This window comes from Actinocrispum wychmicini (assembly GCF_004345645.1).
Classification (GTDB): Bacteria; Actinomycetota; Actinomycetes; order Mycobacteriales; family Pseudonocardiaceae; genus Kibdelosporangium; species Kibdelosporangium wychmicini.
The window spans coordinates 1,123,188-1,148,217 of sequence record NZ_SLWS01000002.1 but is presented as its reverse complement, the minus strand read 5'-3'; the positions used below and the strand labels follow the sequence as shown (position 1 = coordinate 1,148,217).

Here is a 25,030-nt window from a genome sequence, read left to right as displayed (position 1 = left end):
CGCCAGCCAACCTGTGTACTCGGCAAGCTTTTCTGCTAGCTGCGCAGTGCGTCGACGGGCTCGATGGATGCCGCGCGCAGCGCGGGATAGACCCCGGCCAGCAGGCCGACGACAGCCCCGACCACCGGCGCGGGGATGACCGCAAGCGGGTCCAGTACCGCCGTCCATCGTTGGTACAGCGCGACAAGCACGACTGTCATCACGCCAAGGCTCGCCCCGACAAGCCCGCCGAGCGCACCCAGTACTGAGGACTCGGCGATGAACTGCGCGGCGATGTGCCGCCGCCGGGCGCCCAGTGAGCGGCGGATCCCGATCTCAGTTGTGCGCTCCATGACCGAGACCAGGGTGGTGTTGGCGATGCCGAGAGCGCCGACCACGAGAGCGAGGCCGGCGAGCAGCAGGAACAAGCTGTTGACGTCTTGGGTGACCGCGTCCCGGAGTGAGCGTGGGTCGGCGGGGGCGAGTGCTGTGAGGAGGTCGGGGTGATCCGGCCGGAGGGCGAGCGGTGCCTCGCGCGCGACCTGTTGGGCCGCGCCGAGCCGGGTCTGGATCAGCATCTTCGCCGGGTCTGCCGGTGGTGGTGGACCGTAGCGGCGCAGGGCGGTACTCGCCGGGATGATCACGGACAGACCCAGTCGGGGCAGGCGTTCGGCGTCCGCGATGATGCCGACCACGGTGTAGGCGGCGTCGCCGACGAACACCGCCGGGGCCGCGTCCAGACGACTGATACCCAGCCTGCCGGCGGCTCCCGCGCCGAGCAACGCGACTCTTTCCGCTCTTCGTTCGTGGAACTCGTCGAACAGCACCCCGGTCGACGTCGTCGTGCCGGCCGCGCGCAGCGCACCCGGTGACACCCCGAGTACCTCCAGCCGCTCACCGTCCCGAGTGGACACTCTGGGCCGGGCACTGACGGCGGTTCCCTCCGCGAGCGGCACTTTCCAGTACCGGCCGGCGGCGACCACCCCGTTGAGCCCGCCCACCCGGGAGTCAGCGTCCTCGGGGAAGTCGAGTCGCGGATCCACCCGTTGAGTCGCCGCGGTGTCTTCCACGGTCACCTGGGTCGCGCCGAGGAGGGTGAACCGCTTGTCGATCTGGCCCGCCGAGGTCGCGGTCAACCCGATGATGGCGACGAACGCCGCCGTGCCAAGGACGGTGCCGAGCATGGTAAGCACCGAACGGGCCGGCCGCTGGGTGATGCCGGCGACTGCCTCCGCGGCGAGGTCCCGCAACGCGAACCTAGCCATCGTCGCCGGCGATCTCGGCGAGCATGCCGTCCCTGATCATGACCTTCCGCCCGGCCCGCGTGGCGACGCTGTCGTCATGTGTGATCACCATGATCGTCAGGCCGTCGCGGTGCAGCCCGTCCACCAGGTCGAGCACGGTGCCCGCGGTCACCGTGTCGAGGTTGCCGGTGGGCTCGTCGCACAGCAGCAAAGTGGGTTCGTTGACCAACGCACGCGCCACCGCGACCCGCTGCTTCTCCCCGCCGGACAACGTCGTCGGCAGCGCGGTCAGCCGGTGTGACAGCCCAACCCGATCGAGGGCCTGGCGGGCCCGCGCCCGGCGGCCGGCTCGTGGTGTGCCGTTGTACAACATCGCCAACTCGACGTTCTCAGTGGCAGTGCGGTGCGGCAGAAGGTGGAACGCCTGGAACACAAAGCCGATCGCGCGGCCTCTCAGTGCCGCACGCTCGTTCTCGGACAGTCCGGCCACGTCGACGCCATCGAGGTGGTACGTGCCCCCGCTCGGCCGGTCGAGCAGTCCGAGCAGGTGTAACAGTGTCGACTTGCCGGAACCGGACGGCCCCACCACCGCCACGTACTCACCACGGCCGACCACGAGACTGGACGCCCGCAACGCGGACACCGGAGGCGGCCCGGGATAGGTCCGGCTGACGTCACGCAAGGCGATCGCCGGGCCGGTCAACTCCCGATCACCACCTTGTCACCGGCGGCGACACCGCCGCTCACCGGCGAGATCTCGACCAGCCCGTTGCCGGACACGCCGGCACGCACCTCCACCCGGCTCCGAACACCCTCCACCCCGACCTTGGTCACATAGGTCCGCCCGTCCGCGGCCGATGTGATCGCCGCCTGCGGGACGGCCAGGACCGGCCCCGAGGTCTGGGCGAACCGCAGCGTCAGCCGGACGTCCTGGCCGATCAGGGTGGGCGGCGGCGGCGAATCGGGCACGACCGTGACCGGCAGGTGCGAGGTGTCGGGCGGACTCTGGCCCGGTCCGGGTTGGCCGGTGGGCGCGGGTGCCTGGGGTTCCTGTTCGGCGATGCCGGTCACCTTCCCGGTGCCGTGCCAGCCGGCCGCCTCGGAGTCGATCTCCGCGGGCACGCCCTGCCGGACAAGCGACCGGTCCGCGGGATCGAGCCGACCGGTCACCTGGAGACTGCCGGCCGACACGGTGACCAGTGGAGCCTGGACGTCGGCGCCGAGCTTGCCGGTGAACTTGCCGATCCTGGCCGGGAACGAGGGCAGGAAGACCACTTCGGAACGGGGCACCATCGGTCCACTGTGGGCGTCCAGGTCGGCGAGGCGCGCGCGGGCCGCTCGCAGGTCCTCGGCGGCGTCGTCGATCTGATGGCCGCCCGCCGCCGCTTCGCGCAGGTCCCGGAGGTGCCGTTCGGCCTGGGTGACCGCGTCGCTGGCGGACTGCAGGGCGGACGCGTCCTCACCGCTCGAACCTCCCGTTGTCGGCACGTCGAAACCAAGCTTCTCGTAGTAGCCGCGCACCGCTTTCCTCGTGCCGGCACCGAACTGTCCGGCCTCGTCGCCTCCGCTGGAGAAACCGAGTTCGGCCAACGCCTGTTGCAGCATCCGCACATCGGCGCCGTGACTTCCCGGACGCAGGTCGCGGAACGCCGGCGTGTCACCGTGCAGGGCGACCAACGGCCGGCCGGACACCTCGGCGATCACTTCCCCGGCACGCACTTCGTCACCAGTCGACTTGCGTACGCCCGTGACCACGGGAGCCGCGGTGTTTGCCCCGGACGGGGCTGGTGTCACTTGAAACTCCTGTGCCGCGGTCACTGTGCCGCGCAACACAAGCGTGTCCCCAACCACCTGTTCCACCACGGTGGCGGTCAGCAGCGTCGGCGGGGGTGCCTGCTGCTCGGCCGCGAGCTGTGTCGGCGACTTGACGAACGTCGCCCCCACGAGCCCGCCGGCCGACAGCAGCACCGCGGCGGCCGCGACGCCGAGTACCACTTTCCTGCGGCGGCCCGCCGACTCGCCTTTCCGCTTGCGCCTATCGCCCAGCCAGAACATCCTCGGCCCGCTTGACTTGTTCGTCGGTGATCTTCTTCAGCTCGGCCAGTGTGGCGGCGCTGCGGTCGATCAGTTCCCGCTGGTACGCCACGATCGTGTTGACCCAGGTGGTCACCAGGCCCGTCTGTTCCTTGCACGAGATGTCGGCGAGCGCCGTGGCGATCTCCTCGGCGGACGGCTTGTCAGGCCACTTGGTGTTCATCGGTTCCTGCGGTGTGGAGTACCGGTAGCCCTTGCCCTTCATACAGGAACTCCACGCGTTCACCGCCGCTGTCACCTCGGGGTGTCGAGCGGCACGTTGGTTGGCTTCGTCCGCCAGTCGTCCCGGCAAGTCCAGATCGGCCCTGGCGCGGGTGTTGTCGTAGTCGTGGATGGTGAACAGCGCCTCGTTGCGGCAGCCAGCACGCTTGATCCGTCCCTGGCCGTCGGAGAGCGGGCCAGTCGCGGAGCCCTCAAGCGCGATCATGTAGTCCGGGCTCTCCGCGGGCCCGGTCTCCGCGGTAACACCTGGTGGCGTGTGAACCTTTCCCGACGAGTCCACCGAGACGACATGGGGATCGCGGTAGCCGTTCACCGCCGCCTGGGCTTTGTCGGTGATCCCGTAGTCGCCTTTCACCAGGGTCTTCTGCGCACCCGACGCGGGATCGACGACCTTGTAGTCGAACCCCTTGCCGCGCATGCACGTCTGGGTGAGCAGTTCGACAGCCCGGTCCAGGATGTCGTTCTGCGCGTTGGTGCCGCTGTACACGCTCAACGGCAGTTGGGCGACGCCGAGAACTGCCGGCGGTATTGGGCCGGTAGCGCCGCTGCTCACCGGCGGAACCGGAATATCCGACCCACCGGACACCTCCGCCGAACCACCGCCACCATTTCCGCAGGCGGCCAGCAGTACCGCCATCGCGCACACCACACCCGCTGTCAATGGACCGGCGCGTCTTGGCAAAGTCTGCCCCCTTGGGAAAGATCAGCGAATCTGTAGCGCCTGCGAGCGAGCATACTCGTGGCCGCGACCGGGCGCACCGGTCGCGGCCACCGACAAAAGTTGATCTATGCGGGCGTGCACGGTGCGTCGGGGAAGTTCCTCACATCGAAACTCCCGGACGAGATGCCGATGAACTCGGCCGAACTGTAGCCGAACCTGCCGGTGCGGCTGTTCGTGTGACGGAACCAGCCGGTATTTCCGTTGACCGGGGTTCCGTTGACCGCGAGGCACGTCGCGGTCAGCCGGTCACCGGGATTCCCCTGTCCTTTGGAAGTGCGGTTGGTGAATGGGCCGGTCCGGATATTCACCCCGGTGCCCGTGTAGTCGCCGCTTGCGGCGGCACCGGCGACCTCGGCGGTGCCGACCAGCAGGCCGGCGGCCATGGTCGAGGCCGCGAGGCCGGTGATGATTCGTCGTGGCAGATTCACGCAGGTTCCCCTTTCCTTGCGCGGAAACCGAGACGTCACAAAGCCTATTGACCGACGCTGAACCCCGCATCGTCCCTAGGGACAGTCAACGCGCAACCAGCCTGCCTGATAGCACAGGGACACCAGATGCGCCCGGTCGCGGGCGCGAAGCTTCCGGCGCAGGTTCGAGACATGTTGTTTCGCGGTTCGTTCGCTAATCCACAGACGTTCGCCGATCTGTGCGTTGGACAGGCCCGCGGCGACCAGCCGCACAACCTGGATCTCACGATCTGTCGGCATCAGCGCAGAACTGGTCGGCATTTCGTACCCCCCGTACGGTAACCAGGCCTGACCGGGGCCTCGCCATCCGGCAGCCAACGAAGGAGGTTAGCACAACGATCATGACAATCGCTGTCATCTTGTTGCCAGCAGGCCAATGGAAATGACGAGCGGCGTGGTCAAACCACTGATCGATCACTTGAACACCACCTGGTTGACCCGGCGTTAACCAGGTGGTGGATCAAGGTCTCCCCGCCTGGTCGAGTTTGTGCGGTCGGGGTGGTCCTGGAGACTCGTGCCGCGTCCATATCACGGAAGCCCTGCCCGACTCTCCCTCTCCGGACGACAGACGCTTTGAGTACGACGGACGCATCTACGGTGGTGCTGCTTTTCAGCAGTAGCTGGGGACCGCCACCGAGCAGTGTGGGGAGTTCCCATCGGGGCAGTGTTTGCCGCCCGATGTCCGCGGCCCGCTCCACCGGCAGCGGGCCGCCGTTCGCCAGTAACACGACCAAGCCCTTGCGGTGGCTGGACGTTGTCGCACGGTGCGCGTCACACGTGCGCCGTATTTGGCGTGCTGGTGACCTGTCCCATGGGCCCGTTTGGCGGCATGATCGCCCGCGTCGGGCCATGGGCGGACAGCACTGACCGTCTCAGCCCTGTGAATGGGTTGGGACATCTGCGGCATGGGGGAACTGCTGGGGCGGGCTGTCATGGCCTGGCGCTTGGTTGGAGGGGCGAGGGTTGGCTGATCAGACATCGCGATCCCACGACAACGTGCTGCGGGGGCTGGTCTCTGATTCCCCTCATCGGGCGCGGTGTGCCTCGTCCCCCAAACCACTCCGGCACCCGCAGTTCGCCACCGCGCGGACCCGGCTCGCGGTCGCTGTGCTGATGGTGGGCAGCGCCGGGCTGGTCGGCGTGGCCGTGTCCGGCCAGGCCGCCACTCCGCCCGGCCTTGACTTCATCCAGGTGGGGCACTGGGTGTTCCACGACGGGCTGCAGTCGGCGTTCCATGTGGACGGATCGACCAACCAGGTGGACGCCCAGGTCCCGGTGCCTGGCGTCGAGCGCGGCAGCCAGGTCGTCCAGGGCGACCGCGCCGGCTACGTGGTCGAGCGGTCCAGGATCACCGAGTTCGACAAGTCCACCCTGAGCGTGGACAACGCCAGCACACCCCCGGCCGTCGAACAGCCGGCCGTGCTGGAGGTCGCGGGCGGCCCGTACCTGGTGTACCGCAACGCCGGTCAGATCGTCCGGCTCGGTGACCCGGCCGCGACGGTCCCCGCTGGTGGCCCGCTGTCGACTCCGGTGGCCACCGGGGAGCATGGCCCTGACGGGGCCACCGTGTGGGTGCACCGGATCGACACCGGTTCGCTGTGTGACCTGCCCAAGGCGGCCATCCGGCTGGCTTGCCCCGCGCAGTTGCCCGAGGGGCACGCCGGGTCGTTGACCGTCGTGGACGACCGGCCGACGGTCGTGGACATCACGTCGAAGACGGTGCGTGTCATCGGCAAGGACGGGTTCGGCGAGTCCACCGCGATCGGCGTTGACCTGCCGGTGACGGCCCAGATCGCCACAGGCACCGTGGACGGCTGGTTGGCGGCTCTCGACCCGGAGCACAACCGGCTGCACCTGATCGACACCGCCGGGCTGGCCAACCGCCCTGCGGTGAAGCCGGTAGCGGTCGACCTGCCCAAGGACGGCAAGTTCGCCGCGCCGGTCGTGTCCGAGCGGACCATCGCGCTGGTCGACCAGACTCGCAACGAACTGCTCACCTACGACAGCAACGGGGCGCTCAAGAGCACCACGAAGGTGCCCGGCGAAGGCGGGGCGCCGAGGGCGTCCCGCGGCGAGGACGGCCGGATCTATGTGGACAGTGCGGACGGTTCTCACCTGTTGGTGGTCAACAGTGACAGCGGCGCGGTGGCCAACGTGTCCGTGGCACTTCCCATCACATCGTCGGCGTCGCCGGTCACCAGGAGCACTGCGCCCGCCTCATCTGCGTCGTTGGCGCCGGTTGCTGTCAAGCCAACCGCGCCGCCGTCCACCACGACGTTCACCACCACCGTCAGCGTGCCTCAGCCGTCCGGGCCGCCCGCCTTGCAACTCATCCCGTTGCTCAGCTACACCGCCGAGGGCGAGCACACCAGGGCCAAGTACTACACCACCACATCCCAGCGGCCGCCACCACAGCACGACCCTCCTTATCGCCAGACGGCGACACTCGGTCAGATCGCCACGCGCTCCTACCCGGGCACTCGCCTGCTCATCGCGTGCGAGGAGGACTGGGGCGCGGAGCGCACCACTGTGGACTCGGGGACCTGCCCGTCCGAGTTCACCAAGACCGCTGACCTTGGCTGGATCTTCTCCTCGCCGCCGGAGGCACACCCCAGTGCCCCGCTCTACCGGTGCGCCCACAAGTACTTTGGCGCCAGCTATGACACCCTGGAGTCCCGCTGTTCAGACGACGTCAAGTCCGAGCGACTGGGCTACGTGGTGACCGGGTGAGCCTGTTCGGCGGGTTGGCTGGTGTTGAGAGCGGTCAGTTGTTGGTGGACGCGGTCGGCATCTGCGGCGCGGTGTTGGGCCTGGTACAGATCCAGCGCTTGTCGCCAGGCGGCGCGGGCGTGCTCGCGCTGGTCGAGCGCGAGGTGTGAGTGGCCCAGCCCGTCGAGGATCTCGGCCTCGAAGACGGTGTGGCCGAGATCGCGGCACTGGGTGTGGGCCTGCTGGTAGTAGTCCAGGGCGTCAGCGTGTTGGCCGGTGTGGCGGGCGATGTAGCCCAGGCTGTCCAGGGTGGCCACGACGGCGAGGGGGAAGTGGTGGTGTTCGAGCAGGGCGAGCGCGGCCTCGCAGTGTTCGCGGGCCCGGTCGTGCTCGCCGCCCAGGGCCGCGCTCCAGCCCATCATGTTCAGCACGTCGCCTTCCCAGGCGGGTAGGTCCAGTGTCTGGAACAGGCGCAGGGCGGCGGCCTCGTGCCGCAGCGCCTGCCCATAGTCCCCTCGCTGGTCGCAGGCCCACGCGAGATACCGGTGGGCATGGCCTTGGCTGTGTGGGTCGTTGGCGTGCTGGGCCAGGGCCAAGGCGCGGTGCAGGTGGTCCTGTGCCTGGTCGTGCTGGCCGAGCAGGGCGTGGACCCGACCGAGGCCGCGGTGGGCAAGGCTTTGCGCGACGGGGTCGGCGAGGTGGTCGGCCGCGGCCAGGGCGGCCGACCACACGGCCAGAAAGTCGCGGCTGTGCCCCTGGTGCCACAGGAAGTCGTTGAGCGCCCAGGCCATCTGCCACACCTGGCGACGCCAGGTGCGTTCGGCGGCGAGTCGTTGCGTGGCAAGCAGGTTGCGGTGCTCGGCGTCGAACCACCTGATGGCCGCCGCGCGGTCAGACAGCGTTCGGGGGCGGCACCCGGGCGCTGGGAGGTCGGGTTGGATCGGTTGACGGTGTGGGTCGAGCAGTTGGCCGCCGGCGAACCCGGTGTGCAGGTAGAAGTCGGCCAGTCGGCGCAGCGCTGTGTCCCGCGCCCGCTCGGTCAGGGCGTGGTCGGTGGCGAAGAGCTTGACCAGGTCGTGCATCCGGTAGCGGCCGGGAACGTGCTGCTGGACAAGCGACACCCGCTCCAGCGCCAATAGGGCAGACCGCGTCCTGTGGTCGGGCAGGGCGGTGAGGCTGGCGGTGGCGGGCAGGCTGATGTCCGGCCCTGGGGCCAGGCCCAGCAACGCGAACACCTCGGCCTGCTCGCTGGTGAGCGCGTCATGAGTCCAGGACAGTGCGGCGCGGACGCTGGCGGTCGGGCCGCCAGTGTCCAGGGCGCCGAGGCGGCCGGCGGCGTCGCGTAGTTCGGCGGCCAGCGCGGCCACCGGGATGTCGGGGTGGAGTGCGGCGCGGGCGGCGACCACCGCCAGCGCGAGCGGCAGCCCGGCGCAGTAGGCCAGGAGTTCGTCGACCGCCTCGGGTTCGGCCGCCAGCCGCTGGCGGCTGAGACGGTGGGCCAGCAGCTCGCGGGCGTCGGCGTCATCGAAGACGTCCAGGGGCACCGGGCGAGCCCCGTGCGCGGCGATCAGGCCAGTGAGTCGGTCGCGGCTGGTCACCACCACGGTGCACGTCGATCCGCCGGGCAACAGTGGAGTGACGTGCTCGGTGTCGCGGGCGTTGTCCAACAGGATCAGCATCCGCTTGTCGGACACCAGGCTGCGGTACAACGCGACCTGAGCGTCCAGGGCGGTGGGGACACCGGCGGGGGCGACACCGAGGGCGTCGAGGAGTCCTCGCACCGCCTCCGCCGACGGCATCGACGTCCCACCGGGGGCGTAGCCGCGCAGGTCGACGAACAACTGCCCGTCCGGGAACCGGTCCAGGCTCTGGTAGGCCCACCGCAGCGCCAGCCAGGTCTTGCCGATGCCGCCCCGCCGCCGATCGCGGAGATCACCACCGTCGCCCCGGCCGTGGCCTGCTCATCCAGGGCAGCGGTCACAGCGGCCAGCTCGCGGTCGCGGCCCACGAACAGCGCCGGCGGCGCGGGCAGCTGCCGGGGCGCCGGCCTGGCCTGGCCGCCGACGGCGCCGACAGCGGCGGCCAGCAGCTCTTCCCGCTGCTCGTGCCCCAACCCCAGGGCGTCGGCCACCAGGCCCACCGTGCCCACCCGCGGATCCCCACCCTGGCTGGCCTCGAGCCTGCTGATGGTGCGCAGAGACACACCGGAGCGTTCGGCCAACTGTCGCTGGGTCATCCCCACCTCAAGTCGCCGCTGTCGCAGCAACGCGTCAAACCGGCTCGTCATCGCGCCCCCTCAACCCGAGTGCGGAAGTGTGCCACATGTCCACCGCGATGCGTTTCCGCTCAACACATGTCATGACAAGTCGTGGCCGTCAGCTGCGCGTCAGTGTCCATTGAGGATCTCCGCCACGCGTCATGGGCCGGCCGGGCTACTATCGCTCGAAATGGGGCAGGTTGACGTGCTCGCGATCTGGGGAGAGTTCATGGTGGGAGTGTCGGACGATGGTGCGCGGGATGGTCTGCGCAGGGTCACGCCGGTGCGCATTGGGGATGTGGTGTTCGGTCTCGGCAGTGTGCCGGTTATCGCGGGACCGTGCTCCGTTGAGACCGACTATGTCAAGCACGCGGTGGCGGCGGCTGAGGCGGGTGCGACGGTGCTGCGGGGGTGTGTGCACAAGCCTCGGTCGTGGCCGGACCGGTTTCAGGGTATTGGCGACGCCGGTCTGCCGCTGCTCGCCGAGGCACGGGCGGCCACAGGGCTGCCGATCATCTCGGAACCGTTGGGCGAGCAGGACGTCGAGCGACTCGTTCCCTATGTCCACGGGTTCCTCATCGGGACCCGTTCCATGTACAACAGCCGGCTTCTGCAGGCGGTCGGCCGAGCGGGGCTGCCCGTCATTCTCAAACGGGGCTTCTCGGCGACCTACGACGAATGGCTGGGTGCCGCGCACTACATCCGGGCTGAGGGGAACGAGCAGGTCATCCTCTGCGAACGGGGGATCAGGACGTTCAACACCGAGGTCCGCAACACGCTCGACATCTCGGCGATTCCCGTGATGCGGTCGCTGTGTGACCTCCCGATCATCGTCGACCCGAGCCACGCGGCCGGCAGGCGGGAGTGGGTGGCGCCGTTGGCCCTCGCGGCGGTCGCGGCCGGCGCGGACGGACTGATCATCGAGGCGCACCCGGACCCTGACGAGTCCTGGACCGACTCTCGGCAGGCGCTGCACCCACATGCCCTGAAGGCCATCATCACCTCGATCGATGGCTGGCCGTCCGGGTTCGGCGAGCAGGTACTGCAGTCGGCCGCCAGCGACGTCTGAGTCCGGGCGGGTCATCGGACGCCGGCGACTGCGAGGACCGGTGTCGTCGTTCGTGAACCGTGCGCCTCGGCCCACCGGGTCGCCGGTGTGACCAGCAGGCCGCCGGCGGCGAACAGGGCGGCCAGGACCAGCCAGCCGACCGGACCAAGGGCGATCGCGACCGAGATGACCAGCATCGGACCGAGGATGTCCTTGAGCGAGTCGCCGAGCGAGAACGCTCCCTGGTGGCTTCCGTGGGCCTCGCCTCGGGTCAGCCCGAAGGAAAGCCCCCAGCTTCCGGCCGACTGGAGGAGCTCTCCCACGGTGAGCACGACGGTCCCCGCGCCGAGAAGCCCGACGGCGGCCCAGGCCGGGAGGTTCGCGGCGGGGGCGAACAGGAGGCACGCGGTGGCGGTGGCGCCCGCCGACAAGGCGAGCGCCCGCGCCGCCCCCCGCACTGTGTTGGATCCGCGGCTCGCCCGCACTTGGAGCAGGACGGCCATCACGGTGTTGAGGAGGAACAGCCACGAGATCATCACGCGCGGGGCGGATGTGTGCTCACTGAGCCACAAGGGCAGGCCGATCAGCAGAACGGTCGCGTGGATGGACAGGAAGCCGTTGAGCAACCCGAGACTCAGGTACGGCCAGTCGCGCAGGACCGGCAGGACATCCTTGAGCGACCTCGTGGTGGCGGTGGCCAGGCCGGCGATACGGGGGAGCCGACTGGCGAACGCCGCGTAGATCGCGAAGGAGGCGGCGTTGCCGAGGATGACCGCGAGGTAGAGGCCTTTGCTGTCGGCCTGGAGGGCGGCACCGGCGAGCAGGGCGCCAACGGCCACTCCCAGGTTGAACACACTGCGCATGTAGGCCTGCGCACGAACTCGCGACTCGGCGGGCACGAGACCGGCGACCATGGCCGAGCGGGCGGTCCACGTGCCCCGTTCCGCCGCGCAGAACAGCATCACCACGACGACGAAACCCGTGAACGACTGAACGATCGCGAACGCGGCCATGAGAACCGACTGGATGAGGGCAAGGCCGACGGCGACGTCGCGAGCGCCCCACCGATCGGCCAGGTGTCCCAGCGGGACGGCGGCCAGGAAGCCGGCGACGCCCGCGATGGCCATTCCCAGACCGACCTCGGCCGCGCTCAGGCCGACGAAACGGGTGAAGAAGATGATTCCGGCCGTGGTGTAGAGACCCGTTCCGACCGAGTCCGCCAACGCCCCCGCGGCGAGGATCCGCTCGGTCCGGGACCTGGGTACCACTGTGGACAGTGACATTCGTTTTTCCCGTTCTGGTCAGGCGAAGAGCCGAGCGAAGGCAGAGTGCTTCAGCACCTCGACGCTGTCCGCGGCGTCGAGGATCGTGGATTCGGCTCGCGGCGCCACACTGGTCCACGGCACCGCGCCCGGGCCACGGATGTCGGATGATCTGAAGACGTGCAGCGGGCCGTGGTACGGCTCGGTGGTGTAGTGCTCCTGGGCGAACGCGGCCGTGGCCCACAGAAGTTGGTGCGGATAGAAGTCCTCGCGCCGCGCGTCTTCGTCGATCCAGCCGCGGAGCTTGAGGTCGGCCATGATCCGGGGAATGTGCGGGTCAAGATCGGCGACGCCGAAGTCCCGGCGCAGGCCGGCGAGGCGAAGCTCATAGATATCAGCGAGTTCCCATTCCGGCCGGGACACTGAGACCCCCGGACAGACGCCGTTGACGACGGCCAGAACGTCGACCTCTTCGCCGATCGCTGTCAGGCGACGTGCCATCTCGAACGCGATGTGCGATCCGGAGCACAGCCCGACCAACGTGTAGCGCCCACGTGGCTGTGCCGCGAGCAGTTCGCGAAGGTACCGGTCGGCCATCTCGGTCACCGACAGCAGCGGGCGTGCGTTGTCGTAGAGCCCAACGGCTTCAAAGCCGAGAACAGGCCGGCCGTTGCTCCACCGGTTCGTCGTCTCGCGGATGAAGCGGATGTTGCCCGACCCCCAATGCACGCAGAACACCGGCGAACCGCTTCCAGGCGAGACGGGAACCAGGCATTGCCCGCGTTGCGCGGAAGGCGTTCGTGCGTTCCACAGCGAATCGAAGTCGGATGTCAGCGTAGGGGCGAGAGTCGCGAGTCCGGTCACCGGTCGCGCTCCTTTCGGTCGCGAAGCCTGGTACGCAGCTCGGCGGTGGCGATGGTGTGCGGGTGGTCGTCGCCGAGCTTCTCCGCGCGCACCGGGAGGAGATCGTCGAGCACCACAAGGGCTTCGGCGACTGCACCGGTCTCCGCCAGCCAGAACGCGAGTTCGTGGCTGGTCGTCAGCGTTCGGGGATGGGTCACCCCCTGGGCTCGCTGCCTCAGCGGCAGCAGTTCGCGCAGCATGTCGGCGGCAGCCCGCGGATCCCCCGCTTGCCCGACCCATCGGGCGAGTTCGTGTCGGGTGGTCAGTGTGTGCGGGTGTTCGGCACCCAGCACCCGTTCGCGGATGGGCAGCAGCTCGCGCAGTGCCTCGGTGGCGGCTTCCGGATCGCCGGATTCCCCGATCCGGCGGGCGAGTTCGTGTCGGGTGGTCAGTGTGTGCGGGTGTTCGGCACCCAACACTCGTTCGCGGATGGGCAGCAGCTCACGCAGTGCCTCGGCGGCGATCCCGGGATCGCCCGCCTCACCGGTCCAGTACGCGGCCCGGTGCCGGGTGACGAGGGTCTCCGGATGTTCCGCGCCGAGCACCTTCTCGCGCAGGGGGAGCAGTTCCGCGGACATCTCGGCCGCCGACCTTGGATGGCCGGACTCACCCGTCCAGTACGTGAGCGTGTGCCATGTGTAGAGCGTCTTCGGGTGGTCGGTCCCCTGCACCCGCCGCCGGATGTCGAGCACCTTCCGGGTCTCGGCCGCCGCGGCCAACGGGTCGCCTGCCTCACCGATCCAATGGACGAGTTCCTCCCGGGCGTCGAGCGTTCCCAGGTGATCGTCGCCGAACTCGTGGACATAGGTGCGCAGCAGATCTTCGAGCAGTGCCACGGCTTGTCGTGGGTCACCGGCCTCGCCGATCTCCACCGCGCGGCTCTGTTCGGACTCCAGCGCTGCCAGCCTGTTCTGGTCAGGCCGCATGGCACAGTCCCCTGGCGAGGATCGAACTCTCGAGTTCGCCGGCGATGACGGCCAGGCCCTCGGTCTCCATGATCTGGTGGTGGTCTCCGTCGAGAACGTGCGTGGTCACGTGGTCGACGTACCCGCCCCAGCCAAGATCGTCGGGTTCGCCGATATGGCCGGAGGACCGGAAGAGCGTGAGATCGCCGCCGAGGTAACGAGGGATGTACGCGTCGGCGGCCGATCCGTTGATCTCGCACACTTCCGCGAACTTGCGCAGGCGGTCGAGGCTGAAGTTCGCCGGGAGAATCCCCTGGCCGGCGGCTTCGGCGCGAATCCGTCGCAACGCTTCGTCCCGGGCCAGCCCGATGAGGGGGGCGACGTCGAGGCCGATGCCCAGTGCCGAGTTGGCGAGCGCGTCGTAGGCCGTCGCGGCGGCGTCGGTCGGCGTGAACGAGGGGGTGACATCGACCATCACGATGTGAATCGGGTACCTGAACCGCGCACGGAGTTGCCGGGCCGTTTCGAAGGCGAGAGTTCCCCCGAGTGAGTAGCCCAGCAACACAATGGGCCCGTTCGGTGCGGTCGGCGCGATCTCCGCCGCGTAACGCGTGGCCATCTCGTTGATGGTCCTGTCGGGTTCATATCCTGGTGCGAGACCGACGGACTGGAGACCGTGCACGGGCAGCCGGTCGTCGAGCATGTCGACGAGGTCGGCATATCTCGCGATGCTTCCGCCCAGCGGATGGAAACAGTAGAGACTCGGATACTCGTCACCGTGGCCGGGCCGCAGCCGCACGAGTGCCCGGTTTTCCGTCGGCGTCGCACTTCCTCGCAGGATCAGCCCGAGAGCCCCGATGGTGAGGGGTTCACCGCCGGTGTCGGGACTGATGTCACAGCCGAATCGCCGCCGGACGAGCCGCCACATCGCGGCCGCCGACTCGTGGTCGCCGCCGACGGCAGAGAATTCGTCGTTCAGGCCGAAGCTCGCGTGTCCGAGCGTGTCGACCCAGATTCGGTGCAGTGTCCGCTCAACGCTGGTGAATCGCGTGGCTGAAGTCATGGTTTCCCCCTCGGATGGCCTTGTCCCGTAGTTCGGCGCCGCTGATCGGCCGGTCTGACGAGAACTGGAACTGGATGACGCGAAGCGCCTGGTCGATCGCGGTGATCATGTCTTCGGGGCGGTCCGCACAGCCGATGATCACGTCCAACTGGTGGGTGGTGACACCCGGCGGAAGAACTGTGCCGGGGGACACCAGTTGGCGGTACTTGGTGATGCCAGGCACGCGCCGCAGCTCTCGGACCCCGGTCACCGAGTCGAGCCGGCCGCCTTCAGCCGGCGCGAGGTTGTAGTACTGGAAGAACGTGCGCTCGCTCTGGAACAGGTCGCATCGCACGTCCTCGCCAAGAGCCAGCCGGGCGGCAGCCGCCACGAGGTCCGCGTGACCGGTCCGGGCGCACAGTTCGCTGATCCATCCGCCGAGCCGCCCGTTGACCTCGATGATCCGCGGGCCGTCCGCGGTCAGCTTGATCTCGGTGTGGACAATCCCGGTCCGCAGGTCGAGGGCGCCGATGGCGGCGCCGGCCAGCTCGAGCACGGCCTGCTGCTCGGCGACCGGCAGGCACGCGGGCCAGAACTGCCCGGTCTCGCGGAACGGCCGGATGAGCGGTGTCTTCCCGGTGACCGCGCAGTGCGATATCTCGCCTTGTGACACAAGGCTTTCCACGGACACGTAGTCCCCGTAGGGGGCGCATTCCCGGCCTTCCAGGAACTCCTCGAACACGAGGACCGGCCGTCGGACACCGGCGTGCCGTTCGGCGTCGAGCAGTTCACTGACCAGGTCAGGCAAACCGTTGGACGACACTACTTTGTGCGTGCTGCGGCTGCCCTCGCCGCGGAGCGGTTTGATGACGGCCGGCAGCCCGACCCGGGTCAGCGCCTCCCGCCACTGGTCGGGGTCGTCGAGCGGGAACGACCGCGTGCGGTCGACATGCCGTTCGGCGAGACGTTTCCGCTGCGCGGACTTGTCAGTGAGCAGCCTGACAACCTCGGGTGAATGGCCTGGGAGCCCAAGGTCCGACGCCAAGTGGGCGGTCAGGGGCAGCATCCGCTCGCTGAACGTGACAATCCCGTCCGGTGAGAACGTGCGGAGCCCCTCAAGGATGAGACGCGGGTCTTCGACGATCGGGACGACGGTGCCGAACTCGGCGAGCAGCGGTCGCACTGCTCGGGTGTGGGCCGTGTCGGGAGTCAGGAAGACCAGCTCACCGAGGTCGCGGAGGCCGGCGAAGATCTCCTGCGGACCTGCGGCGCCCTTGTCGTAGACGACGGCGATCGTGGTCATCGGGCGCTCCGCAGGGCGTGGCGGTCGAACTTGCCGTTGGCGGTCAGCGCCAGCCGCGCGCACGTGCGGATCTGGTGCGGCCGCATGTGTGCGGGGAGCTGAGCGCTCGCGTACCGCCGGATGTCGTGCTTTGTCAGGAGCGCGTCCGGTTCGAGGACTACGCGCGCTACCAGGACTTCGTGGCCCGCGGCGGTGGCCTCGACGTCGCACGCTGCCGCGCGAACACCGGCCAACCCGGCCAGCACCGCCTCGATCTCGCCGAGTTCTATCCGGAAACCACGCAGTTTGACCTGGGAGTCCTGGCGGCCGATGAAATACAGCTCGCCGTGCTCGTCGCGGACGGCCCAGTCCCCGCTGCGGTAGTAGAACTGGTCGGCTCCGTCGAGATCGTCCGACACGAATCGCTCAGCGGTCAGCGAAGCACGCCTCAGATAACCCTGAGTCACACCGTCACCGGCCACCCACATCTCGCCGGGCTGCCCATCGGTGACGGGCTGACCTCGCTCGTCACGCAACGAGACACGCAGATGAGGCAGGGGCACACCGATCGGCGTGCGGCCGGAGCGGGCGTCACGGCACAGTTGCGGCGTCAGAGGTCGATAGGTGACGTGCACGGTCGTCTCGGTGATGCCGTACATGTTGATCAGCTCCGCGGCGGGCGCGAAGCCGCGGTCGAACCAGTCGATGACGTCGCCCGGCCGGAGAGCCTCCCCGCCGAAGACGATGTAGCGCAGGTCGTCGAGCCGTTCGCCGGCCGGGAGGGCGCGGATCAGAGCGTTGAAGCTGGACGGTGTCTGGCTCAGGACAGTCACCCGCCGCCGGGACAGCAGTTGGGCGAACGCTTCCGGATCGACCGACACCTGTTTGGGAACCAGCACCGCGCTCGCGCCGGTGAGCAGCGCACCCCAGAGTTCCCAGACGCTGAAGTCGAAGCTGGCGGAGTGGAACACCGTCCACACGTCCTCGGGGCCGACGTCGAAGAGTTCGGCGCAGCCGCCGAAGAGCGCCATGACGTTCGCGTGGCTGACGGGACAACCCTTGGGCCGGCCCGTCGACCCGGACGTGTAGATCACGTAGGCGAGGTCGTCCACGGTGTCCTGTTCCTGGGCCTGGTCGCGTTCGACCACGGTGAACGGGCCGACCGTGGTCAGCACGGTCTCCCGCTCCTCAGCAGGGCCGTCGGTGACGATCAGGCGGGCCCGCGAGTCCTCGAGCAGGGACTCCCGGCGGGCGGCCGGATAGTCGGGATCGACCGGAAGGTACCCACAGCCCGCCCGGAGAATGCCCAGCATTCCGGCCGGGGTGAACCGGGTCCGCGACATTCGCAGGCCGATGACGCATTCACCTGGCATCGACAATGAGCGCAGAACCTGAGCGAGTTCGCCACTCAGGTCGTCGACCTCCCGGTAGGTGAGGGCGCCTTCCTCGTCGAGGAGAGCAGTCCGTTCGGGCCACTGCCGAGCGGATTCGCTGAACTGTTCGTGAAGTGTCTTGCAACGAAGATCGAACATCGGATCCGCCCTTTCCGGCTATCCCGCCGCAACCGCCGAAAGGGTTCGGACGGTCGGGTTGGTGAAGAAGTCCCCGATCTTCAGCGAGCAGCCGGCGGCCCGAAGCCGGTAGACGACATCGAGCGCCTGCACGCTGTCTCCGCCGAGCTCGAAGAAATCGTCGTCCGAGCTGATCGAATCGAGATCGAGAACGTCCTCCCAGATCTCGCCGACCAGTTTCTCAACGTCGGTGCTGGTCATGCTGCTGGTCCTCTCCAGTCGGTGAGCGGTGGTCGCACACTTCCCAGCCGGCCAGGACGCCGGCCGCGGATATCGCGCGAAGACATATCTGGACTGTGGTCGACTGAGCGTCGTGTGTGTTTGATGAATTGAGGAAAACCACGATGTCGGCATGATCCGGTCGCAACCGCACTCGTACATGTTCGAGCTGGTCAACCGGAAGTGCGTACTGCCAGATCACGTCAACAAGTGCCGCCTCGGCGACAAGTGCACATGCGCCCGGAGGCGAACGCAAGGTCACCCCGGCCATGTCCACGTCAGCCCCACTCAAACCCGTCAAGCGGAATCCACATTGTCGGCCCCTTCATTCGTGCCGGGAATCTGATATCCACGAGTGTGGCAGTGACCGTCAGCGATGTCAGCACTACGGAATTGGCAGGAGAGTGCCTGGCACCTTGGTGCCAGATGGGAGATTTCCCCACGTCGGGGACAACCTGGCCATAGGATGCCAGCGTGCTTGAATCACTGGGGTTGTCGGGCATGACTGAGTCGGTGTATCGCCTGATGCTGGCTCATCCGGACTGGGGAGTGACACACCTTGCCGCGCACATGGAAGTCGCGGAAGGCAGGGTTAGGGAGTGCCTGGACGAGCTGGCCGACCTGGCGCTCCTGCGGCCGTCATGGGACCGTCCGAACGGGCTGCGGCCGGTCAGTCCGCAGGTCGGGCTCGCCGCGCTGCTGGCTCGCGCCGAGTCGGAGGTCGCCGAGCGCCAGCGTCAGATCGAGACCACCAGGGCCGCCATCTCGGCCATCGCCGTGGAGCACCACGCCACCCACGACCGCGATCACGTCGTCCACTTGACCGGGCTGGACCAGGTCCGGGTCCGCCTTGAGGAGCTCGCCTGCACCGCCACGAGCGAATGCGCGTCGTTCACTCCGGGGGCCGCCCAACGACCCGACACCCATCAGGCGGGAAAGCCGGCCAACCAGGCCGCCCTCGAACGTGGTGTGTCCGTGCGGAGCGTGTACCAGGACAGCTTCCGCAACGACCCAGGCACCCTGGCCTACGTACGCTGGCTGACCGACCTCGGCGGCCTGACCCGGAGCGTCCCCACCCTGCCGATGATGATGGTGATCATCGACCGGTCAGTCGCCCTGCTTCCGGTGGATCCAACGGATTCCAGCCGCGGCGCGATCGAGGTGAGCGCGCCGGGCGTCGTCGCCGCGGTCTACTCGTTGTTCGAGCAGGTATGGGCTACCGCCACCCCCTTCGGCGCCCCCGAACCGGTGAACGACAGCGGCCTCAACCCGCAGGAGCTCCAGCTCCTCAAGATCCTGTCCGAGGGGCACACCGACGAGGTCGCGGGCAGGCGCCTCAACCTGTCGCTGCGCACCGTCCGCCGGATGATGTCCCAGATCATGGACCGCCTCGGCGCCCACAGCCGCTTCCAAGCCGGCGTCCACGCGGCCGCCAAGGGATGGCTTGGTACCACTCCCGAGCCATCCCGCCACTAGCTGGCTGGCCGCGGCGGGCATGGGGTTCCATGAGGTCATGATCGACCCCTTGTTCGCTGATCTCCTCCCACCGTTGGGCCAACGTGGTCGCGAGTGGATTCCGGTCACGGCCGGTGAGTCCCGTGCGGCGGTGTTCCGGCTCGACGACGGCAGCGTCTTCGCCAAGTGCGTGGCCGAGGACGGCATCGACGAACTGCGCGGCGAGCGCGACCGTGTCCAGTGGCTGGCCGACACGCCAGTCCCTGGTCCGTCCATAGTGGAATGGTCGTCGTCGCGTCGGGGCGCGTGCCTGGTGACCACGGCTGTACCCGGGCTTCCGGCGGACGAACTCTCGTCCAGCGCCCTGCTGCGGGCGTGGCCGTCGATAGTGCGCATGCTGCGCCGAATGCACGAGTTGCCAACGGCGGAGTGCCCGTTCGAACGCAGGGTGTCGTCCATGTTCCGCATCGCGGAGGACGTTGTGCGCCGCGACGCGGTGAATCCGGACTTCCTGAGCGCGGATCAGCGGGGCGTACCGAGCACCACCCTGCTTGAGCAACTGCGTGTGGAACTCGATGAGCGGCGCGCGCAGGAAGCCGACGACCTCGTCGTCTGCCATGGGGACGCCTGCCTGCCGAACTTCCTGATCGACACCGACACCCTGAGCTGCACCGGCCTCATCGACCTCGGACGCCTCGGCATCGCGGATCGGCACGCCGACCTGGCCCTGCTGCAAGCCAATGCACGGGAAACGTGGGTAGGCGACCACGAAGCCCGTGCCGACCGCGTTCTCGGCACGACGTATGGGGCTGACCGCATCGACAGCGAGCGGTCGCGGTTCTACCTCCACCTGGACCCGCTTACCTGGGCTTGACAGGGCGCGGCCGAGCCTCCATGGTTAGTTACATGAGTAACGAACCGACGAACCGCAGCACGCGGTGGTCGGCGTGAAGGACGACGGACGGCCGCTGTTCCTCCAGATCGCCGAGCAGATCGAGAACTCGATCGTCGACGGGAGCCTGGCCGCGGACACGCAGGTGCCCTCCACCAACGAGCTCGCGGCCTTCCACCGGATCAACCCGGCGACCGCGGCCAAGGGCATCAACCAGCTGGTCGCCGACGGGATCCTCTACAAGAGACGAGGCATCGGCATGTTCGTCGCCACGGATGCCCGCGCGCAGCTGCTGGAGCGGCGGCGCCGGGACTTCACGCGGCAGTTCGTCGCCCCGCTGATGGCGGAGGCGGGCAAGCTCGGCATGGACGCCGAGGAGATCAAGAAGCTGATCGACGTCTGGGAGCCGCAGCGATGAACGTGGTGCGCACTGTCGGGGTTAGCAAGCGCTACGGCCCGCTCGCCGCGCTCGACGGGGTGAGCGTGGAGCTCGCCGAGAACACGATCCACGGCCTGCTGGGCCGCAACGGCGCGGGCAAGACCACGTTGATGCGGATCCTCACCGGGCAGGGCTTCGAAACCGGCGGCACGGTGGAGGTTTTCGGGCAGCACCCGTACGAGAACGCCAGCGTGCTTTCACGGGTGTGTTTCATCAAGGAAAGCCAGCACTACCCGGAGAAGTTCCGGGTGAAGCACGCGCTGCGGGCCGCGGAGCTGCTCTACCCGAACTGGGACAGCGCGTACGCGGCGGCGTTGCTGGCGGACTTCGCCGTCCCGGCCGACCGGCTCCTCGGCAAGCTCTCGCGCGGGCAGCTGTCCGCGGTCGGGGTGATCATCGGGCTGGCTTCGCGGGCTCCGCTGACCCTGTTCGACGAGCCCTACCTCGGCCTCGACGCCGTCGCGCGGCAGCTGTTCTACGACCGGGTGCTCGCCGACTACACCGAGCACCCGCGCACGATCGTGCTCTCCACGCACCTGATCGACGAGGTCAGCGACCTGATCGAACACGTCGTCCTGCTCGACCGCGGCAAGGTGCTCATCGACGCCGACGCGGAGTCGCTGCGGAGCCAAGCCGTCGCGGTCACCGGGCCCGCCGACGCCGTCGAACGCTTCGCCGCCGGACACGAAGAGCTGCACCGTGAACGGATCGGCGGCTCCCTACGCGTCACCCTCACCGGCGCCCGGGACCGGTTCGAACCTGGGCTGGACTTCGAGCCGGTTTCGCTGCAGCAGTTGGTCGTCCGCACCACCCAACGCAACGGCGGGCCGGTCGCCGCAGGGAAGGAATCCCGATGACACGCGTGCTCGACATCGCGCGGATCCAGCTGGTCAACTGGCCGGCCCTGCTCGCGTACCCGCTGGCCCTGCTGGTCGTGATGCCCCTGCTGGGCCTGGGCATCGACGTCTCCAACGGCGAGACCGCCACCGCCGGCTCGCACGAGATCTACCTGCTGCCGACGTTGTGGGCCGTGGCCGCGGCCGCGCACCTGCAGACCATGACCCAGGTCTTTCCCTTCTCGCTCGGGCTCGGCGTGACGCGCCGCCGGTTCGCCGCGGCGACGGCGCTGGTCGTCACGGCGCAGGCGCTGTTCCTCGGGCTGGTGCTGGTGGCGCTCGGCGCTGTCGAGCGGGTGACCGGCGGGTGGGGCCGGGAGGCCCGCATCTTCGGGCTCGGCGCGCTGCGTGAGGACGACCCGGTCACGCAGTGGCTCGCCTACAGCGGGCCGATCGTCGCCGTGTCAGCGATCTGCGTGCTGGCCGGTGTGGTGTTCCAGCGCTGGCGGCAGACCGGGATCTACGTGTCGGTCTTCGGCAGCGCGGCGGTGCTGGCCGGGATCGGCGCGCTGGCGACCGCGCAGCGCTGGTGGCCCGCGATCGGGAACTTCCTCGGCCGCCAGCCTTCGCTCACGCTGTTCACCGCGTATCCGCTGGTGTTCGCGCTGGCGCTTGGCGGCGCGGCGTGGCTGGTGCTCCGGCGCGCGACGGCCTGACCCGGCATGTTACTGACTGGTAGCATATCGTCGGCGTATTGAAAACCACATACGTGCTGGCAACACCACGCTGCCTTGACTGGCGGCATGACCCACAGCGAACCAACGCGAACTGCGGCCCGCCGCACCCGGTCGCTGGCGTCCTGGTCCTCCTCGGCTGTCCCGACGATGGGCCTGACAATTTATGGATGTGGGTCGGACGAGGCTGTTTTGTTCCGCGAGATGGCGCCTCGCTTCGGCGTCATGCCAACTATCACGGCGGCCGCGGTATCCGGGGTCAATATCGAACTGGCTGTCGGGAATCGGTGTATCAGTGTCGGTCACAAAACTCGCATCACGAATGACACTCTTCGCGCGCTGAGCGAGGCAGGCGTCACGTATATCTCCACCAGAAGCATTGGGTACAACCACATCGATGTGGAGTACGCGGCGAGCGTCGGCATCTCCGTTGAGAATGTCGCGTATTCGCCGCACAGTGTGGCTGACTACACGCTGATGCTGATACTGATGGCCGTGCGGAACGCGAGATCCATTCTCAGCCGGGTGGATGCTCATGATTATCGGTTGGCTGACGTGCGCGGGAAAGAACTACGCGATCTCACCGTCGGGGTGATTGGAACAGGGCGCATCGGTGCGGCTGTCATCGACAGGCTGTGGGGGTTCGGCTGTCAGAAGTTGGCGTACGACATCCGTCCGAGGACCTCCGCCGACTACGTTCCTCTTGATGAACTGTTGCAGCAGAGCGACATCGTCACGCTGCACACGCCACTGAACGCGGACACCCACCATCTGCTGGATCGTCGACGTATCGAGCAGATGAAGCCCGGCGCGTTCGTCATCAACACCGGACGTGGTGCGCTTCTGGATACCGAGGCCCTTGTTTCGGCGTTGGAAAGCGGCAGGCTGGGCGGTGCGGCGCTGGATGTCCTCGAAGGCGAGGAAGGAATATTCTACGCCGACCGCGGAAACGCGCCCATCGAAAGCGAACAGTTGTCGCGGTTGCGGAAACTGCCGAATGTCATTATCAGTCCGCACACCGCCTACTACACGGACCACGCCCTGAGTGACACTGTCGAGAACTCTATTGTCAACTGTCGGAAATTTGAAAGCGGAAAGCGGCATTGGATATGAGAATCGGAATTATGTTCGGGGGCAGTTCCGAGGAACATCCCGTCTCCGTCAAGTCGGCGCAGGAGGTCGCCAAGCACCTCGACACCGACAAGTACGAACCGTTCTGGATCGGGATCACGAAGAGCGGTGCCTGGCTGCTGTGTGACGGCCCTGACGCGGACTGGGAAAACGGCGGTTGCCGTCCGGCCATCCTGTCACCGGACCGCGGCGTCCACGGATTGCTTGTCCTGAACCAGGGGCGGTACGAAACGATCAGTCTGGACCTCGTGTTGCCCGTTCTGCACGGCAAGCTCGGCGAGGACGGTGCGATTCAGGGCTTGTTGGAGCTCGCCGGCATCCCCTACGTCGGCTGCGATGTCCCAAGTTCGGCCCTCTGCATGGACAAGTCCCTTGCCTACGTCGTCGCCGGCAGCGCCGGCATCGCGACGCCGAATTTCTGGACCGTCCAGGCGAACGAGAACGTTGACCCGGACCGGCTCACCTATCCCGTCTTCGTCAAGCCGGCCCGTTCGGGGTCGTCGTTCGGCGTCAGCAAGGTGTCTCGCAAAGAAGAGCTGCTGAGTGCGGTGGAGACCGCGCGACAGTACGACTCGAAGGTGTTGATCGAGGAGGCTGTCGTCGGCAGCGAGGTCGGATGCGCGATCTTGGGGAACGACCTGGATCTGATCGCCGGCGAGGTGGATCAGATCGCACTGTCTCACGGTTTTTTCAGAATCCACCAGGAGAGTGCGCCGGAAAGCGGTTCCGAGAACTCGACAATAACTGTTCCCGCTAATATCTCGGCCGAGACGCGCTCGCTCGTCCAGGAGACGGCGAAGGCCATATATCGCGCTCTGGGCTGCCGGGGACTGGCGCGAGTGGACATGTTCCTGAAGGAGGACGGAACAGTGATGCTCAACGAGGTCAATACGTTGCCCGGCCTGACCTCGTACAGCCGTTACCCGAGAATGATGGCGGCCGCGGGGATGCCGCTCGCCGAAGTGATCGACCAGGTCGTATCGCTGGCATTGACCGGAAAAGTCCGATGAAGGACGATTTCGTCTTCGTGGACGAGCTGGTGCCCGGAATACGCTGGGACGCCAAGTACGCCACCTGGGACAACTTCACCGGCCGGCCGGTGGACGGATACGTGGCCAATCGAATTGTCGGCACCACAGCCTTGTGCGCGGCCCTGGACAGCGCGCAGGAAAAGGCCGCGTCCCTTGGCTTCGGCCTGCTGCTCTGGGACGGTTATCGCCCGCAACGCGCCGTAGATCGGTTTCTGCGCTGGTCACGACAGCCGGAGGACGGCCGGACGAAGCCGCGGCACTATCCGAACATCGACCGAGCCGAGATGTTCGACAAGGGTTATGTGGCCGCCAAGTCGGGCCACAGCCGCGGCAGTACCGTCGACTTGACGCTCTATCACCTGGCCACCGGTGACCTTGCTGCCATGGGCGGTGACCATGACTTGATGGACTCCATCTCACATCATGGCGCGCAAGGAGTCACGCACGTCGAAGCGAGAAACCGTCAGTATCTCTGTTCCGTCATGGAGTCCTGTGGTTTCAGCGCATACGACTGTGAATGGTGGCATTACACGCTGAAAGACGAGCCATATCCAGACAGCTATTTCGATTTTCCCATCACATAGTTG

The 25,030-nt window shown here is 67.8% G+C and carries 25 protein-coding genes; 10 read left to right on the top strand and 15 right to left on the bottom strand.

Features of this window, described 5'->3' with window-relative positions; translation table 11 throughout:
• Positions 1-35: 35 nt before the first annotated feature.
• The 6 genes from EV192_RS13545 to EV192_RS13520 all read right to left on the bottom strand — a co-directional run bounded on the left by EV192_RS13545 (position 36) and on the right by EV192_RS13520 (position 4,988).
• Entirely contained in the window at positions 36-1,244 is a 1,209-nt protein-coding gene (locus EV192_RS13545; protein WP_132114918.1) for an ABC transporter permease, read from the bottom strand.
• A complete protein-coding gene (locus tag EV192_RS13540; protein ID WP_132114916.1) occupies positions 1,237-1,926 on the bottom strand; it encodes an ABC transporter ATP-binding protein in 690 nt (229 codons plus the stop codon). Before EV192_RS13540 ends, EV192_RS13545 begins: the two co-directional genes overlap by 8 nt.
• Entirely contained in the window at positions 1,923-3,278 is a 1,356-nt protein-coding gene (locus EV192_RS13535) for a peptidoglycan-binding protein (protein WP_132114914.1), read from the bottom strand. Before EV192_RS13535 ends, EV192_RS13540 begins: the two co-directional genes overlap by 4 nt.
• Entirely contained in the window at positions 3,259-4,176 is a 918-nt protein-coding gene (locus EV192_RS13530) for a hypothetical protein (protein ID WP_132114912.1), read from the bottom strand. The genes EV192_RS13535 and EV192_RS13530 overlap by 20 nt, the downstream gene beginning before the upstream one ends.
• A 149-nt stretch (positions 4,177-4,325) precedes the next feature.
• On the bottom strand, positions 4,326-4,688 hold the full coding sequence (locus EV192_RS13525; protein WP_132114910.1) for an SH3 domain-containing protein: 363 nt from the start codon (positions 4,686-4,688) through the stop codon (positions 4,326-4,328).
• Positions 4,689-4,763: 75 nt separating this feature from the next.
• Positions 4,764-4,988: a response regulator transcription factor gene (locus EV192_RS13520; RefSeq protein WP_132114908.1), complete on the bottom strand. Its 225-nt coding sequence runs from the start codon at positions 4,986-4,988 to the stop codon at positions 4,764-4,766.
• Between the two features lie 702 nt (positions 4,989-5,690).
• Between EV192_RS13520 and EV192_RS13515 the strand changes: the two genes are divergently transcribed.
• Positions 5,691-7,457: a hypothetical protein gene (locus tag EV192_RS13515; protein WP_132114906.1), complete on the top strand. Its 1,767-nt coding sequence runs from the start codon at positions 5,691-5,693 to the stop codon at positions 7,455-7,457.
• Here EV192_RS13515 and EV192_RS13510 read toward each other — a convergent pair.
• Complete coding sequence (locus tag EV192_RS13510) at positions 7,439-9,217, bottom strand: tetratricopeptide repeat protein (protein WP_132114904.1); 1,779 nt, start codon at positions 9,215-9,217, stop codon at positions 7,439-7,441. The two genes, EV192_RS13515 and EV192_RS13510, sit on opposite strands and share 19 nt — an antisense overlap.
• Positions 9,109-9,723, bottom strand: a complete 615-nt coding sequence (locus EV192_RS13505) for a helix-turn-helix domain-containing protein (RefSeq protein WP_132114902.1) — start codon at positions 9,721-9,723, stop codon at positions 9,109-9,111. The genes EV192_RS13510 and EV192_RS13505 overlap by 109 nt, the downstream gene beginning before the upstream one ends.
• A gap of 160 nt (positions 9,724-9,883) precedes the next feature.
• On the opposite strand from EV192_RS13505, the gene aroF reads away from it, so the two are divergent.
• Positions 9,884-10,762, top strand: coding sequence for a 3-deoxy-7-phosphoheptulonate synthase (aroF, locus tag EV192_RS13500; protein ID WP_207926011.1), 879 nt, complete (start codon positions 9,884-9,886; stop codon positions 10,760-10,762).
• A gap of 11 nt (positions 10,763-10,773) precedes the next feature.
• Here aroF and EV192_RS13495 read toward each other — a convergent pair whose 3' ends face one another.
• Genes EV192_RS13495 through EV192_RS53760 form a run of 7 tightly spaced genes read right to left on the bottom strand, consistent with a single transcriptional unit; the run spans position 10,774 to position 17,907 of the window.
• On the bottom strand, positions 10,774-12,024 hold the full coding sequence (locus tag EV192_RS13495; RefSeq protein ID WP_132114900.1) for an MFS transporter: 1,251 nt from the start codon (positions 12,022-12,024) through the stop codon (positions 10,774-10,776).
• 18 nt (positions 12,025-12,042) lie between these two features.
• A complete protein-coding gene (locus EV192_RS13490) occupies positions 12,043-12,867 on the bottom strand; it encodes a thioesterase domain-containing protein (RefSeq protein WP_165960367.1) in 825 nt (274 codons plus the stop codon).
• Positions 12,864-13,832: a tetratricopeptide repeat protein gene (locus EV192_RS13485; protein ID WP_132114896.1), complete on the bottom strand. Its 969-nt coding sequence runs from the start codon at positions 13,830-13,832 to the stop codon at positions 12,864-12,866. The genes EV192_RS13490 and EV192_RS13485 overlap by 4 nt, the downstream gene beginning before the upstream one ends.
• Entirely contained in the window at positions 13,822-14,874 is a 1,053-nt protein-coding gene (locus EV192_RS13480) for a thioesterase domain-containing protein (protein WP_132114894.1), read from the bottom strand. The genes EV192_RS13485 and EV192_RS13480 overlap by 11 nt, the downstream gene beginning before the upstream one ends.
• Positions 14,843-16,156, bottom strand: a complete 1,314-nt coding sequence (locus EV192_RS13475; protein ID WP_132114892.1) for an ATP-grasp domain-containing protein — start codon at positions 16,154-16,156, stop codon at positions 14,843-14,845. Before EV192_RS13475 ends, EV192_RS13480 begins: the two co-directional genes overlap by 32 nt.
• Entirely contained in the window at positions 16,153-17,667 is a 1,515-nt protein-coding gene (locus EV192_RS13470; protein ID WP_132114890.1) for an amino acid adenylation domain-containing protein, read from the bottom strand. The genes EV192_RS13475 and EV192_RS13470 overlap by 4 nt, the downstream gene beginning before the upstream one ends.
• 18 nt (positions 17,668-17,685) lie before the next feature.
• Entirely contained in the window at positions 17,686-17,907 is a 222-nt protein-coding gene (locus EV192_RS53760) for a phosphopantetheine-binding protein (RefSeq protein ID WP_165960366.1), read from the bottom strand.
• 492 nt (positions 17,908-18,399) lie between these two features.
• Here EV192_RS53760 and EV192_RS13460 point away from each other — a divergent pair, with 492 nt between their 5' ends.
• The 8 genes from EV192_RS13460 (at position 18,400) to vanX (ending at position 25,027) form a co-directional block, all read left to right on the top strand.
• A complete protein-coding gene (locus EV192_RS13460) occupies positions 18,400-19,401 on the top strand; it encodes a helix-turn-helix domain-containing protein (RefSeq protein ID WP_132114886.1) in 1,002 nt (333 codons plus the stop codon).
• Positions 19,402-19,438: 37 nt separating this feature from the next.
• A complete protein-coding gene (locus EV192_RS13455; protein ID WP_132114884.1) occupies positions 19,439-20,254 on the top strand; it encodes an APH(3'') family aminoglycoside O-phosphotransferase in 816 nt (271 codons plus the stop codon).
• A 64-nt stretch (positions 20,255-20,318) separates the two neighbouring features.
• On the top strand, positions 20,319-20,690 hold the full coding sequence (locus EV192_RS13450; protein ID WP_207926010.1) for a GntR family transcriptional regulator: 372 nt from the start codon (positions 20,319-20,321) through the stop codon (positions 20,688-20,690).
• Positions 20,687-21,568 (top strand): ATP-binding cassette domain-containing protein, encoded by an 882-nt coding sequence (locus EV192_RS13445; protein WP_132114879.1) that lies wholly within the window; start codon positions 20,687-20,689, stop codon positions 21,566-21,568. Before EV192_RS13450 ends, EV192_RS13445 begins: the two co-directional genes overlap by 4 nt.
• Entirely contained in the window at positions 21,565-22,263 is a 699-nt protein-coding gene (locus EV192_RS13440) for a hypothetical protein (protein WP_132114877.1), read from the top strand. The genes EV192_RS13445 and EV192_RS13440 overlap by 4 nt, the downstream gene beginning before the upstream one ends.
• A gap of 168 nt (positions 22,264-22,431) precedes the next feature.
• A complete protein-coding gene (locus EV192_RS13435) occupies positions 22,432-23,394 on the top strand; it encodes a D-isomer specific 2-hydroxyacid dehydrogenase family protein (protein ID WP_207926045.1) in 963 nt (320 codons plus the stop codon).
• The gene (gene vanA, locus EV192_RS13430) at positions 23,391-24,422 is read left to right on the top strand and encodes a D-alanine--(R)-lactate ligase (protein ID WP_132114873.1); all 1,032 of its coding nucleotides are present in this window, start codon (positions 23,391-23,393) and stop codon (positions 24,420-24,422) included. The genes EV192_RS13435 and vanA overlap by 4 nt, the downstream gene beginning before the upstream one ends.
• Entirely contained in the window at positions 24,419-25,027 is a 609-nt protein-coding gene (gene vanX / locus EV192_RS13425) for a D-Ala-D-Ala dipeptidase VanX (protein WP_132114871.1), read from the top strand. The genes vanA and vanX overlap by 4 nt, the downstream gene beginning before the upstream one ends.
• Positions 25,028-25,030 lie beyond the last annotated feature (3 nt).

Coding starts and splice junctions, on each gene's coding strand:
- EV192_RS13520 (WP_132114908.1), bottom strand. CDS start 4,988: ATGCCGACCAGTTCTGCGCTGATGCCGACAGATCGTGAGATCCAGGTT.
- vanX (WP_132114871.1), top strand. CDS start 24,419: ATGAAGGACGATTTCGTCTTCGTGGACGAGCTGGTGCCCGGAATACGC.
- EV192_RS13535 (WP_132114914.1), bottom strand. CDS start 3,278: ATGTTCTGGCTGGGCGATAGGCGCAAGCGGAAAGGCGAGTCGGCGGGC.
- EV192_RS13475 (WP_132114892.1), bottom strand. CDS start 16,156: ATGACCACGATCGCCGTCGTCTACGACAAGGGCGCCGCAGGTCCGCAG.
- EV192_RS53760 (WP_165960366.1), bottom strand. CDS start 17,907: ATGACCAGCACCGACGTTGAGAAACTGGTCGGCGAGATCTGGGAGGAC.
- EV192_RS13440 (WP_132114877.1), top strand. CDS start 21,565: ATGACACGCGTGCTCGACATCGCGCGGATCCAGCTGGTCAACTGGCCG.
- EV192_RS13435 (WP_207926045.1), top strand. CDS start 22,432: ATGGGCCTGACAATTTATGGATGTGGGTCGGACGAGGCTGTTTTGTTC.
- aroF (WP_207926011.1), top strand. CDS start 9,884: ATGGGGCAGGTTGACGTGCTCGCGATCTGGGGAGAGTTCATGGTGGGA.
- EV192_RS13455 (WP_132114884.1), top strand. CDS start 19,439: ATGATCGACCCCTTGTTCGCTGATCTCCTCCCACCGTTGGGCCAACGT.
- EV192_RS13470 (WP_132114890.1), bottom strand. CDS start 17,667: ATGTTCGATCTTCGTTGCAAGACACTTCACGAACAGTTCAGCGAATCC.
- EV192_RS13495 (WP_132114900.1), bottom strand. CDS start 12,024: ATGTCACTGTCCACAGTGGTACCCAGGTCCCGGACCGAGCGGATCCTC.
- EV192_RS13485 (WP_132114896.1), bottom strand. CDS start 13,832: ATGCGGCCTGACCAGAACAGGCTGGCAGCGCTGGAGTCCGAACAGAGC.
- EV192_RS13505 (WP_132114902.1), bottom strand. CDS start 9,723: ATGACGAGCCGGTTTGACGCGTTGCTGCGACAGCGGCGACTTGAGGTG.
- EV192_RS13480 (WP_132114894.1), bottom strand. CDS start 14,874: ATGACTTCAGCCACGCGATTCACCAGCGTTGAGCGGACACTGCACCGA.
- EV192_RS13445 (WP_132114879.1), top strand. CDS start 20,687: ATGAACGTGGTGCGCACTGTCGGGGTTAGCAAGCGCTACGGCCCGCTC.
- vanA (WP_132114873.1), top strand. CDS start 23,391: ATGAGAATCGGAATTATGTTCGGGGGCAGTTCCGAGGAACATCCCGTC.
- EV192_RS13530 (WP_132114912.1), bottom strand. CDS start 4,176: ATGGCGGTACTGCTGGCCGCCTGCGGAAATGGTGGCGGTGGTTCGGCG.
- EV192_RS13545 (WP_132114918.1), bottom strand. CDS start 1,244: ATGGCTAGGTTCGCGTTGCGGGACCTCGCCGCGGAGGCAGTCGCCGGC.